This window comes from Burkholderia sp. AU30280 (genome assembly GCF_020420125.1).
In the GTDB taxonomy this organism is placed as follows: Bacteria; Pseudomonadota; Gammaproteobacteria; order Burkholderiales; family Burkholderiaceae; genus Burkholderia.
On the sequence record NZ_JAIZRY010000002.1, the window covers coordinates 196,460 to 209,580 of the forward strand.

Annotated in this window: 11 protein-coding genes; 5 read left to right on the plus strand and 6 right to left on the minus strand. The window is 67.7% G+C overall.

The window, feature by feature from the left end:
• The first annotated feature begins 62 nt into the window (after positions 1-62).
• From LGN17_RS05020 to ubiA, 5 genes are all read left to right on the plus strand, one after another.
• Entirely contained in the window at positions 63-1,022 is a 960-nt protein-coding gene (locus tag LGN17_RS05020) for a hydrogen peroxide-inducible genes activator (protein WP_043189592.1), read from the plus strand.
• A 641-nt stretch (positions 1,023-1,663) separates the two neighbouring features.
• The gene (gene katG / locus LGN17_RS05025; RefSeq protein WP_226195393.1) at positions 1,664-3,850 is read left to right on the plus strand and encodes a catalase/peroxidase HPI; all 2,187 of its coding nucleotides are present in this window, start codon (positions 1,664-1,666) and stop codon (positions 3,848-3,850) included.
• 51 nt (positions 3,851-3,901) lie between these two features.
• A complete protein-coding gene (locus LGN17_RS05030; protein ID WP_175958204.1) occupies positions 3,902-4,093 on the plus strand; it encodes a hypothetical protein in 192 nt (63 codons plus the stop codon).
• A 120-nt stretch (positions 4,094-4,213) separates the two neighbouring features.
• A complete protein-coding gene (locus tag LGN17_RS05035) occupies positions 4,214-4,699 on the plus strand; it encodes a Dps family protein (protein WP_226195394.1) in 486 nt (161 codons plus the stop codon).
• Positions 4,700-4,974: 275 nt separating this feature from the next.
• Positions 4,975-5,838, plus strand: coding sequence for a 4-hydroxybenzoate octaprenyltransferase (ubiA, locus tag LGN17_RS05040; RefSeq protein ID WP_226195395.1), 864 nt, complete (start codon positions 4,975-4,977; stop codon positions 5,836-5,838).
• 96 nt (positions 5,839-5,934) lie between these two features.
• On the opposite strand, the gene proC is transcribed toward ubiA, so the two are convergent.
• The 6 genes from proC to LGN17_RS05070 all read right to left on the minus strand — a co-directional run bounded on the left by proC (position 5,935) and on the right by LGN17_RS05070 (position 13,062).
• Positions 5,935-6,747, minus strand: coding sequence for a pyrroline-5-carboxylate reductase (gene proC / locus LGN17_RS05045; RefSeq protein WP_226195396.1), 813 nt, complete (start codon positions 6,745-6,747; stop codon positions 5,935-5,937).
• 51 nt (positions 6,748-6,798) lie between these two features.
• Positions 6,799-7,497 (minus strand): YggS family pyridoxal phosphate-dependent enzyme, encoded by a 699-nt coding sequence (locus LGN17_RS05050; RefSeq protein WP_226195397.1) that lies wholly within the window; start codon positions 7,495-7,497, stop codon positions 6,799-6,801.
• Between the two features lie 131 nt (positions 7,498-7,628).
• Entirely contained in the window at positions 7,629-8,855 is a 1,227-nt protein-coding gene (gene glcF, locus LGN17_RS05055) for a glycolate oxidase subunit GlcF (protein WP_175958209.1), read from the minus strand.
• Positions 8,856-8,857: 2 nt separating this feature from the next.
• Positions 8,858-9,946 carry a glycolate oxidase subunit GlcE gene (glcE, locus tag LGN17_RS05060; RefSeq protein WP_226195398.1) on the minus strand — a complete coding sequence of 363 codons (1,089 nt, stop codon included), beginning with the start codon at positions 9,944-9,946 and terminating at the stop codon, positions 8,858-8,860.
• A 171-nt stretch (positions 9,947-10,117) separates the two neighbouring features.
• Entirely contained in the window at positions 10,118-11,611 is a 1,494-nt protein-coding gene (locus LGN17_RS05065) for an FAD-linked oxidase C-terminal domain-containing protein (protein WP_175958210.1), read from the minus strand.
• Positions 11,612-11,652: 41 nt separating this feature from the next.
• Positions 11,653-13,062: an FAD-binding oxidoreductase gene (locus tag LGN17_RS05070; RefSeq protein WP_226195399.1), complete on the minus strand. Its 1,410-nt coding sequence runs from the start codon at positions 13,060-13,062 to the stop codon at positions 11,653-11,655.
• Positions 13,063-13,121: the final 59 nt, after the last annotated feature.

Sequence of the window (13,121 nt, forward strand, 5' to 3'; positions counted from 1 at the left end):
GAACCGGCGTCACAGGGTGTATAAATTAAACCTATCGCCTGTATATCCCTGATTGACCCACAATGACGCTGACTGAATTGAAATACATCGTCGCGGTCGCGCGCGAACGGCATTTCGGCCGTGCGGCCGAAGCATGCTTCGTGAGCCAGCCGACGCTATCGGTGGCGATCAAGAAGCTCGAAGACGAGCTCAACGTGCAGATTTTCGAACGCGGCGCGAGCGAAGTGAGCGTGACGCCGATCGGTGACCAGATCGTCACGCAGGCGCAGCGGGTGCTCGAGCAGACCTTCGCGATCAAGGAGATTGCGAAGCAGGGCAAGGATCCGCTGGTCGGCCCGTTCCGCCTTGGCGTGATCTACACGATCGGGCCCTACCTGCTGCCGACGCTCGTCAAGCAGATGATCCAGCGTGTCCCGCAGATGCCGCTGATGCTGCAGGAAAACTACACGCTCAAGCTGCTCGAACTGCTGAAGCAGGGCGAGATCGACGCCGCGATCATGGCGCTGCCGTTTCCGGAAACCGGTCTGATGGTGCGTCCGCTGTACGACGAGCCGTTCGTCGTCGCGCTGCCCGCCGGCCATCCATGGGAAAAGCGCGAGGAAATCGACGCCGAGGACTTGAAGCAGGAAACCATGCTGCTGCTCGGCAACGGCCACTGCTTCCGCGATCACGTGCTCGGCGTGTGCCCGGAGCTGATGCGCTTCTCGCAAACGGCCGACGGCATCCAGAAAACCTTCGAGGGCTCGTCGCTCGAGACGATCCGCCACATGGTCGCAAGCGGCGTCGGCATCACCGTGCTGCCGCGCATGTCGGTCGCCGAGGTCGGCCCGCGCGCGAACGGCCCCGACGCCGAACTGCTGTCGTATGTGCCGTTCAACGAGCCGGTGCCCGACCGCCGCGTGGTGCTCGTGTGGCGCAAGAGCTTCACGCGGATGCCCGCGATCGACGCGATCAGCGACGCGATTTCCGCGTGCGAGCTGCCGGGCGTCGCGAAGCTCGACATGCCGGCGACGATGAACTGAGCACGCTGCGCATGCGCATGCGGCAGCACGATGAACGAGGTCTAGCGGCCTCGTTTATTTTTCCCTATCGCATAGATAAAATTTATTAAATTCACTTAATTGATAGGTATTAATAGAATGATTTACATGGATCGGCGTGATGTCGACGACTGATCCGCACGGTGAATGCAAGCGTCAAAGGAGGATGTCATGATGCGGTCGGTATTGCAGCACGCGCAGCGGAACATCCCGTCGCGCGACGCGGTCGTACATCGCGCCAGGGCGGCGGTTCGCAGCCTGCGTCCGATTGCGTTCGCGTACCTGGCGGACCGTGTGTATGGTGGCTGACCGCCGCCACGCGCCGGTTCAGTGTTCCCCCGATTCACCGCCGTCAAGCCATGAGGGAGCATCGCATGTCCGAAAGATGGAATACCGCCCGCAGCGCCGGCACGACGCCTGCCGGCAGCCGGTTCCCCGAGCGTCCCGCCTGCGACCCATCGCGGCAGGAGCGCGCGCCACGGGCCGCGCACGACATCCCGTAGTACGACAGGAGGACCAACCTGTTCCGTTTCCCATCCCCGCAATGACACTTCATCAACCGCGTCCGGCATGCCGCCGGAGCAAACCGGTGGAGTCATACGAGCAAGCCAAGGAGAAATCGCATGTCGAACGAAACGAAGTGCCCGTTCAACCACACCGCTGGTGGCGGCACGACGAACAAGGACTGGTGGCCGAATCAGCTGAACCTGAACATCCTGCATCGGCACTCCGCGCTGTCCGATCCGATGGACAAGGATTTCGACTACGCCGAGGCGTTCAAGCAGCTGGACCTTGCGGCGGTGAAGCAGGACCTGCACGCGCTGATGACGACGTCGCAGGACTGGTGGCCGGCCGACTTCGGCCACTACGGCGGCCTGTTCATCCGCATGGCCTGGCATAGCGCCGGCACGTATCGCACGGCCGACGGCCGCGGCGGCGCGGGCGGCGGGCAGCAGCGCTTCGCGCCGCTCAACAGCTGGCCGGACAACGTGAGCCTCGACAAGGCGCGCCGGCTGCTGTGGCCGATCAAGCAGAAGTACGGCCGCAACATCTCGTGGGCCGACCTGCTGATCCTGACCGGCAACGTCGCACTCGAATCGATGGGCTTCAAGACCTTCGGCTTCGCCGGCGGCCGCGTCGACACGTGGGAGCCGGACGACGTGTACTGGGGCTCGGAAAAGATCTGGCTGGAACTGAGCGGCGGCCCGAACAGCCGCTACTCGGGCAAGCGCGAGCTCGAAAGCCCGCTTGCGGCCGTGCAGATGGGCCTCATCTACGTGAACCCGGAAGGCCCGGACGGCAACCCCGACCCGGTCGCCGCCGCGCACGACATCCGCGAGACGTTCGCGCGGATGGCGATGAATGACGAAGAGACGGTCGCGCTGATCGCGGGCGGCCACACGTTCGGCAAGACGCACGGCGCGGGCCCCGCCTCGCACGTCGGCGCCGAGCCGGAAGCCGCGGGCCTCGAGCAGCAGGGTCTCGGCTGGAAGAGCACGTTCGGCACGGGCAAGGGCAAGGACGCGATCACCAGCGGCCTCGAAGTCACGTGGACGACGACGCCGACGCAGTGGAACCACGACTTCTTCAAGCACCTGTTCGACTACGAGTGGGAGCTCACGAAGAGCCCGGCCGGCGCGCACCAGTGGGTCGCGAAGAATGCCGGCGAAGTGATTCCGGACGCGTTCGACCCATCGAAGAAGCACCGTCCGACGATGCTGACGACCGACCTGTCGCTGCGTTTCGACCCGGCCTACGAAAAGATCTCGCGCCGCTTCTACGAGAACCCGGACCAGCTCGCCGACGCGTTCGCACGCGCCTGGTTCAAGCTCACGCACCGCGACATGGGCCCGCGCGCCCGCTATCTCGGCCCGGAAGTGCCGGCCGAGGAACTGCTGTGGCAGGACCCGATCCCGGCCGTCGACCACAAGCTGATCGACGACGCGGATGTCGCCGCGCTGAAGGCGAAGGTGATCGCGTCGGGCCTCACGGTGTCGCAACTGGTGTCGACCGCATGGGCGTCGGCGGCGACGTTCCGCGGCTCGGACAAGCGCGGCGGCGCGAACGGTGCGCGCATCCGCCTCGCGCCGCAGAAGGACTGGGAAGTGAACCAGCCCGCGCAGCTTGCGAAGGTGCTCGACACGCTCGAAGGCATCCGCAAGGCGTTCAACGACGCGCAGACGGGCGGCAAGCAGGTGTCGCTGGCTGATCTGATCGTGCTGGCCGGTGCGGCCGGCGTCGAGCAGGCCGCGAAGCAGGCGGGCGTGGCGGTGACGGTGCCGTTTGCACCGGGCCGGATGGATGCATCGCAGGAGCAGACCGACGTCGACGCGATGGCCGTGCTCGAACCGGTGGCGGACGGTTTCCGCAACTACCTGAAGAGCGCGTACAAGACGCCGGCCGAAGCGCTGCTGGTCGACAAGGCCCAACTGCTGACGCTGAGCGCGCCGGAGATGACGGTGCTCGTGGGCGGCCTGCGGGTGCTCGGCGCGAACGTCGGCGGTGCGAAGCACGGCGTGTTCACCGACCGTCCGGAAACGCTGACGAACGACTTCTTCGTGAACCTGCTCGACATGGGCACCGAGTGGAAGCCGGTGTCCGACGCGAACGACGTGTTCGAAGGGCGCGATCGTGCGACGGGCCAGGTCAAGTGGACGGGCACGCGCGTCGACCTGATCTTCGGCTCGCACGCGCAACTGCGCGCGCTGGCCGAGGTGTACGGCAGCGCGGATGCGAAGGAGAAGTTCGCGCGCGATTTCGTCGCGGCCTGGAACAAGGTGATGAACCTCGATCGCTTCGATCTCGCGTAAGCGTCGCCGCGCAGTCGTGCGGTGATGCAGTAACGGGAAACGGCCGGTCGCTTGACCGGCCGTTTCTTCCAGACCCTGGGTTTCGTTGAAGGAGTGACGATCATGTCGCAAATGAAGCTGAACATGCGCGCCGTACTGGCGTCGCCGGCCGAGATCGCGCGGTACGTAGTCGGATCCGCGATCGTCATCGGCGGTGCGGCCGAACTGGTGTCGCAGGCGCTGCACGCGATCGCGGCCGCCTGAGCGCGGCGTTTCACGCGCCACGCGCAGCGGTGAGCCGTGCGCGCGGGTGGTGCGGTGTCGACAGGCAGGTAGCCCGATTCGCTTTCATTGCTCTGGTTCATTGAATAAGGAGTCCGGAGCATGGTCAGGAAGACTCACGCTGTCCGGATCAACATCGGCATCAGCGACAAGGACCGCAAGAAGATCGCGGAAGGGCTGTCGCGCCTGCTCGCCGATACGTTCGCGCTGTACCTGAAGACCCGCAACTTCCACTGGAACGTCACGGGTCCGATGTTCAACACGCTGCACCTGATGTTCGAGGCGCGGTACAACGCGCCGTGGCTCGCGGTCGATTCGGTCGCCGAACGCATTCGTACGCTCGGCGTCGCCGCGCCAGGCACCTTCGGCGACTTCGCGAAACTGTCGTCGGTGCCGGAAGCGAACGGTGTGCCGGCCGAAGAGATGATCCGCCAGCTCGTCGAAGGGCACGAGGCCGTCGTGCGCACCGCGCGCGCGATCTTCCCGCTTGCCGATGCGGCCAGCGACGAGCCGACCGCCGACCTGCTGACGCAGCGCCTGCAAGTTCATGAGAAAACCGCGTGGATGCTGCGGTCGCTGCTCGCATAGGCGTACGACGCGCGGCGGGCCGGCTGAAGCCCGCGCATACCGGCTCCGGCCCTGATTGATCCATCCGCATCGGGCCGAGCCCGGGCCCGTGCTACGAACGGATCCGCGCGTGCGCTGGCTCTGTCCCTTGATTGATGCACGGTGTAGCTCGGCCAGGTGCGGCGGGCGCCGGCAGAGCGCTGACGTCCGGCCGCTTCCGCCCGCGGGCCGCGCCGACATGACGCGAAGCACCGCTCGGCTCTAAAATGCCGGGGTTATCTTCCCGGTGCTTCGCCATGCTTGCCCGCTTTCCCCTGTATCTGCGGCTCGTCCGGATGGACAAGCCGATCGGCAGCCTGCTGCTGCTGTGGCCGACGCTCAACGCACTGTGGATCGCGTCCGACGGCCATCCGCGCTGGCCGCTGCTCGTGATCTTCTCGCTCGGCACGCTGCTGATGCGCTCGGCCGGCTGCGCGATGAACGACTATGCCGACCGCGATTTCGACCGTCATGTGAAGCGCACGGCCGACCGGCCGCTGACTTCCGGCAAGATCCGCGCGTGGGAAGCGATTGCGATCGCCGTCGGGCTGGCTTTCGTCTCGTTCCTGCTGATCCTGCCGCTCAACACGCTGACGAAGCAGCTGTCCGTCGTCGCGCTGTTCGTTGCGGGCTCGTATCCGTTCATGAAGCGCTTCTTCGCGATTCCGCAGGCGTATCTCGGCATCGCGTTCGGCTTCGGCATCCCGATGGCGTTCGCGGCCGTGCAGGACACGGTGCCGGCGATCGCGTGGGTGATGCTGGTCGCGAACATATTCTGGTCGGTCGCGTACGACACCGAATATGCGATGGTCGATCGCGACGACGACATCAAGATCGGGATCCGCACGTCCGCGCTGACGTTCGGCCGCTTCGACGTCGCGGCCGTCATGCTGTGCTACGCGGTGACGCTCGGCATCTACGTGTGGATCGGCGTGACGCTCGGCTTCGGCCTCGCGTACTGGGCCGGCTGGGCGGCGGCGGTCGGCTGCGCGCTGTATCACTACACGCTGATCAAGGGCCGCGAGCGGATGCCGTGCTTCGCGGCGTTCCGCCACAACAACTGGCTCGGCGGCGTGCTGTTCGCCGGGATCGCCGTGCATTACCTGCTGGCGGGCAACTGAACGAAGGCGTGTGTCGGCGTGCCTAGCCAACAAAAAAGCGGCCAGTTGGCCGCTTTTTTTCGTCCGGTACCCGAGCAGCAGGCACCGCCGGCGCGCTTACGCGCGACCGAGCTCGTCGCCCATTTCCTTCGCACGCGCTTCGGCTGCAAGCGCGCCGCGCACGATCGCATCCTTCACGCCTTGCGCGTCGAACGACGCGAGCGCGGCGGCCGTCGTGCCGCCCTTCGACGTCACGCGCTCGCGCAGGACGCTTGCCGGCTCGCCCGATTGCGCGGCGAGTTGCGCGGCGCCCGTGAACGTCGCGACCGCGAGTGCGCGGCCCTGTTCGTCGTTCATGCCGAGTTGACGCGCGGCTTCCTGCAGCGCTTCGATGAAATAGAACACGTACGCGGGACCGCTGCCCGAAATGGCCGTGACGGCGTCGAGCTTCGACTCGTCGTCGAACCACACGATCTCGCCGACCGCGCCGAGCACGTTCGATGCGAGTTCGCGGCCTGCCGCGTCGACGCCCGGCAGCGCGGCGAGGCCCGTCACGCCCATGCCGACGAGCGCGGGCGTGTTCGGCATCGTGCGCACCACGCGTGCGTAGTCGCCGAGCCAGCGTGCGAGATCGCTGCCGCGGATGCCGGCCGCGATACTGATCACGAGCTGCGACGTCAGATGCGGCGCGAGCGCCTGCGCGACTTCCTTCAGCACCTGCGGCTTCACCGCGAGCACGACCGCGTCGTAGTCGGCGAGCGTCGCGTCGACGGCCGCGCCGGTGCGCACGCCGAACTGCCGGGCGGCGCGCGCGCGCACCTCTTCGTTGACGTCGATGGCATACAGGCCGTCAGCGGCAACGCCGCGCTTGATCAGGCCGCCGATCAGGGCCGCGGCCATGTTGCCGCCGCCGATGAATGCGATTTTCATGATGTCCGATTGAACGAGTGAGTGAACGGTAGGGCGGAAAGGGCGCGGCATTCAGTGCGCGTAATCGCGCGCGCCGAAGATCGCGGTACCGACGCGCACGATCGTCGCGCCTTCGAGCACGGCCGCGTCGAGATCGGCGGACATGCCCATCGACAGCGTGTCGAGCGGCAAGCCGTCGGCACGCAACATGTCGAACAGCGCACGCAGCGCACGATGCGGCACGCGTTGCGCGTCAATATCGCCGGCCGGCTCGGGAATCGCCATCAGGCCGCGCAGCCGCAGCGACGGCAGTGCGGCGACCGCGCGCGCGACTTCGGCCACGTCGGCCGGCGCGACGCCGCTCTTCGACGCCTCGCCGCTGATGTTCACCTGCACGCACACGTTGAGCGGCGGCAGGTGCGCGGGGCGCTGTTCCGACAGGCGCTGCGCGATCTTCAGCCGGTCGACCGAATGGACCCAGTCGAAGCGCTCGGCAACCGGGCGCGTCTTGTTCGATTGCAGCGGCCCGATGAAATGCCATTCGAGGTTCGCGCGTAGATCGGCGAGCGCGTCGATCTTGTCGATCGATTCCTGCACGTAGTTCTCGCCGAATGCGCGCTGTCCGGCCGCGTACGCGGCGCGCACGTCATCGGCGGGAAACGTCTTGGACACGGCGAGCAGCGACACGGTGGCGGGATCGCGGCCGGCCGCGCGGGCGGCGTCGGCGATGCGGCGATGGACGGATTCGAGACGGGCGGCGAGATCGGACATGACGGGCACGGAAGCAGGCACGGAAGCTGGCATGTAGCGGATGCGCCGCGGCACGCGACGCATCGATCCGCCCATTATACGGACGCCGCGCGCGAGGCCCAGCGTCCTCCCGCCATTCGCACGAGCAGTCCCTATCCGTACAGCAGATGCTCGACGAGCTGGATCCAGTGGGCGACCGGAATCTGCGTGCCGCTCTGCAGGTGCGCGATGCAGCCGATGTTGCCGGAGACGATCATCTGCGGTTCGAGCGCCTGCAGCTTCAGCAGCTTCTGCTTGCGCAACCGGTACGACAGCGACGGCTGCGTCAGCGAATAGGTGCCGGCCGACCCGCAGCACAGATGGCTGTCGGCCGGCAGCCGCACGTCGATGCCGAGCGTCTCGAGCAGGCGTTCGACCTTGCCGCGCGACTGCTGGCCGTGCTGCAGCGTGCACGGTGGGTGATACGCGACCGTATGGATCGCGCGGCGCCGCGCGAGCGTCGCGAGCTCGGCCTCGAACGCGAGCAGCACGTCGGAGATGTCGCGCGTGAGCGACACGATGCGCTGCGCCTTCTCCGCGTAGGCCGGGTCGTCGCGCAGCAGGTGCGCATATTCGAGCACCGTCGCGCCGCAGCCCGACGCGTTCATCACGATGGCCTCGACGCCCTGTTCGACATGGGGCCACCACGCGTCGATGTTGCGGCGCGCGTCGTCGAGCGCTTCGTCGTGATAGTTCAGGTGCAGGCGGATCGCGCCGCAGCAGCCGGCATCGGGAGCGACGACCGTCTCGATGCCGAGCGCGTCGAGCACGCGTGCGGTCGCGATGTTGATGTTCGGCAGCATCGACGGCTGCACGCAGCCGCCGAGCATCAGCATCTTGCGCGGATGCGTGCGGTGCGGCCATTCGAGCAGCCGCGTGCGCGGCGGCACCTTGTCGCGCAGCCGCTTCGGCAGCAGCGGACGCACGTGCTGGCCGAGCCGCATCACCGGCGAGAACAGCGCGGCGTTCGGGACGACGCTCGCGAGCATGCGACGCACGAGACGCTGCTGCACCGGGCGTTTCACCTGCGCCTCGACGTGCTTGCGGCCGATCTCGACGAGCCGGCCGTACTGGACGCCTGACGGGCAGGTCGTCTCGCAGCTGCGGCACGTGAGGCAGCGGTCGAGGTGCTGCTGCGTGCTGCGCGTGACGGGCGCGCCTTCGACCATCTGCTTGATCAGGTAGATACGGCCGCGCGGGCCGTCGAGTTCGTCGCCGAGCAACTGGTAGGTCGGGCAGGTCGCGGTACAGAACCCGCAATGCACGCACTTGCGCAGGATCGCGTCGGCCTCGTCGCCGTCGGGCGTGTTGCGGATGAAATCGGCGAGGTTCGTTTGCATCGTCAGAGGTCGGGGTAGAGCCGGCCGCGGTTGAAGATGCGCGCGGGATCGAACGCGGCCTTCAGCCCGCGGTGGATTTTCATCATCGGGGCGGGGAGCGGCGTGAACACGCCCGCGCTGCGATCGTACGCGTCGCCCGCGCGGAACAGCGTCGCGTGGCCGCCGGCCTGCTTCGCGCTCATCCGTACGGTCTGTGCGTCGGCGTCGGTGATCCACCAGCGCTGCGCGCCGCCCCATTCCATCAGCTGGGTGCCGGGCAGGTGCATCGGTTCGGTGATCGACGGCAGCGCGAGGCGCCACAGCGCATAGCCGGGCGGGATGCCGTTGAAGAACGGGTCGGTATGCTCGCGCAGGCCGGCCCAGAAGCGCTCGGCCTCCACCGCGTCGACGACTTCGCCGCCGAGCAGCGTCTTCGCGGATTTCACGGCTGCTTCGGCGCCCGACAGGCGCAGCACGAGCGTGCCGTTGCGCCACCCGCTCGCGCTGACGGGCAGCGGATGGCCGCCCCATTCGTTGAGCTTGCGCACCGCGTCGGTCGCGGTCATCTCGAACTTCAGCGTGACTTCGGCGACGGGCATCGGCAGCACCTTGATCGACAGGTCGAGCATCAGCCCGAGCGTGCCGAGCGCGCCGGCCATCAGCCGCGACACGTCGTATCCCGCGACGTTCTTCACGACCTGCCCGCCGAAACGCAGCATTTCGCCGCGGCCGTTCATCAGCGTGACGCCGAGCACGAAATCGCGCGGCGCGCCGCAGGTGGCGCGGCGCGGGCCGGCCAGGCCCGCCGCGATGCAGCCGCCGATGGTGGCCGCACGGCCGAAGTGCGGCGGCTCGAACGGCAGCATCTGGCCGCACTCGGCGAGGACGGTTTCAAGCTGCGCGAGCGGCGTGCCCGCGCGGACCGTGACGACGAGTTCGGCCGGGTCGTACGACACGACGCCCTGAAACGCGCGCGTGTCGAGTATTTCGCCCTCGAGCGCCTGGCCGTACCAGTCCTTGGTGCCGCCGCCGCGAATCCGCAGCGGCCGGCCGTCGGCACTGGCGGCGCGGATGCGCTCGGCCCATCCGGCGACGATGTCGTCCTCTTCCATGTTCTGTCGCTGCCTCGACTTGTTGTTCGGTCGATTGTACCGGGGTGGCGCGATTCCACATCGCGACTATCCCTAAGCCCCGTATTGCCGGCCGCATGCTTGCGCGGTCGCGCGAACGACCGACGCGGGCGTCGCCGTCCGCCGGCACGGGCCGCGTAGCGCGCGCGATGCTCAGAAGCGCGGCAGGTCCGGGTGCGGCAGCAGGCCGCCGCGCACGTGCTGGCGACCGTACTCGGCGCAGCGTGCGCGGGTCGGGATGCCCTTGTCCGGGTTCAGCAGCCCCGCCGGATCGAACGCGCGCTTGACCGCGAAGAACGCGTCGCGCTCCTGCGGCGAGAACTGGACGCACATCGAATTGAGCTTTTCGATGCCGACGCCGTGCTCGCCCGTCACGCTGCCGCCGAATTCCACGCAGCATTCGAGGATTTCCGCGCCGAACTGCTCCGCGCGGTGCAGTTCGTCCGGATCGTTCGCGTTGTACAGGATCAGCGGATGCATGTTGCCGTCGCCCGCATGGAACACGTTGATGCAGCGCAGCCCGTAGCGCGTTTCGAGCTGCTCGATGCGCGCCAGCAACGGGCCGATCGCGCGGCGCGGCACGGTGCCGTCCATGCAGTAATAGTCGGGAGAAATGCGTCCGGCGGCCGGGAACGCGTTCTTGCGGCCCGACCAGTAGCGCAGCCGCTCCTGTTCGTTGCGCGATACCTGGATGCGCGTCGCGCCGTGTTCGCGCAGCACGGCCGTCATCCGCACGATCTCTTCCGCGACTTCTTCCGGCGTGCCGTCCGATTCGCACAGCAGGATCGCCTTCGCGTCGAGGTCGTAGCCCGCGTGCGTGAACGCCTCGACGGCCTGCGTGGCCGGCTTGTCCATCATCTCGAGCCCGGCCGGGATGATGCCGGACGCGATGATCGCCGCGACGGCCTCGCCGCCCTTGACGACGTCGTCGAAGCTCGCCATCACGAGCTGGGCCGTTTGCGGCTTCGGGATCAGCTTCACCGTGACCTCGGTGACGATCGCGAACATCCCTTCGCTGCCGATCATCACGGCGAGCAGGTCGAGGCCCGGCATGTCGAGCGCGAGCGAGCCGAACTCGACGATCTCGCCGTCGATCGTCACCGCGCGCACGCGCATCACGTTGTGCACGGTCAGCCCGTATTTCAGGCAGTGGACGCCGCCGGAATTCTCCGCGACGTTGCCGCCGATCGTGCACGCGATCTGCGACGACGGATCGGGCGCGTAGTACAGGCCGTACGGCGCGGCGGCTTCCGAGATCGCGAGGTTGCGCACGCCGGGCTGCACGGTCGCCGTGCGCGCATAAGGATCGACTTCGACGATGCGCGTGAAGCGCGCAAGCGACAGCACGACGCCGAGCGCGATCGGCAACGCGCCGCCCGACAGGCTCGTGCCCGCGCCGCGCGGCACGATCGGCACTTCCATGCGGCGGCAGATCTGCACGATCCGCTGCACCTGCGATTCCGTTTCGGGCAACGCGACCGCGAGCGGCAGGCGGCGGTACGCGGACAGGCCGTCGCATTCGTACGGCGCCGTGTCTTCGTCGCGATACAGCAGGCAGTGCGTCGGCAGCACGGCCATCAGCGCCTGCACGACTTCACGCTGGCGCTGCGCGCGTGCCGCGCTCGACAGTTCGACGGGAGCGTTCATGGGGTCTCCTGCGGCAGGCGGCATGGTGTCGCGCCGCCGTGTCAGCACGTGAAAATCTTGCCCGGATTCATCAGGTTGCGCGGATCGAGCGCGAGCTTGATCGCACGCATCGTGTCGATCGCGTTGTCGCCGTGCTCCTTGGGCAGGAAGCGCATCTTGTGCAGCCCGACGCCGTGCTCGCCCGTGCAGGTGCCGCCCAGGCGCAGCGCGCGCTCGACGATCCGGTCGTTGATGTGCTCGGCTTCGGCGAGTTCCTCGGGCTTGTCGGGGTCGATCAGGATCGCGACGTGGAAATTGCCATCCCCGACGTGGCCGACGATCGGGCAGGGCAGCGACGACGCGCGCAGGTCGACTTCGGTTTCCTCGACGCACGCGGCGAGCTGCGAGATCGGCACGCACACGTCGGTCGTCACCGCACGGCAGCCGGGTTTCAACTGCAGCATCGCGAAATACGCGTTGTGGCGGGCGGCCCAGAGCCGGCTGCGGTCTTCGGGGCGGGTTGCCCATTCGAAGCCCTGGCCGTCGTTCTGGCCGGCGAGCGCCTGCACGAGCTCGGCCTGTTCCTTGACGCCGGCCTGGGTGCCGTGGAATTCGAAGAACAGCGTCGGCGCTTCGGTGAGCGTCAGGTTCGAATGGCGGTTGATCGAGCGCACGGCGAGCGCATCGACGAATTCGACGCGCGCGATCGGCACACCGATCTGGATCGTCTCGATCACGGTGCGCACCGCGTCGCCCATCGACGGGAACGTGCAGACCGCGGCGGATACGGCTTCGGGCAGCGGATGCAGGCGCAGCGTGATCTCGGTGATCACGCCGAGCGTGCCTTCGGAGCCGACGAACAGGCGCGTGAGGTCGTAGCCGGCCGACGACTTGCGGGCGCGCGAGCCGGTTTTCACCACGCGGCCGTCGGCGAGCACGGCGGTCAGGCCGAGCACGTTCTCGCGCATCGTGCCGTAGCGCACGGCGTTGGTGCCCGATGCGCGCGTGGCGGTCATCCCGCCGATGCTGGCGTCGGCGCCCGGGTCGATCGGGAAGAACAGGCCGGTGTCGCGCAGGGCTTCGTTGAGCGCCTTGCGCGTGATGCCCGGCTCGACCGTCACGGTCAGGTCTTCGGCGTTGATCGACAGCACGCGGTTCATTTCCGACAGGTCGAGCGATATGCCGCCGCGTACCGCGAGCAGATGGCCTTCGAGCGACGAGCCGGCGCCGTACGGGATCAGCGGGACGCTGTACAGCGAGCACAGCGACACGACTTCGCGCACGTCGTCCGCGCTGTGTGCGAACACGACGGCGTCGGGCAGTTGCGGGTCGAACGGCGATTCGTCGCGGCCGTGGTGCGCGCGGACGGCTTCGGCAGTCGACACGCGCTCGCCGAAGGCGGCGCGCAGCGCATCGAGCATGGCGGGGGGAAGCGGCCGGCGCGTGGCGGCCGGCTGGGCAGGGTGATTCACGTACGTCTCCTTGTCGATCCGGGTGAGCGTGTTGGCGCCGGCCCGGCTCCCGTGCTGCA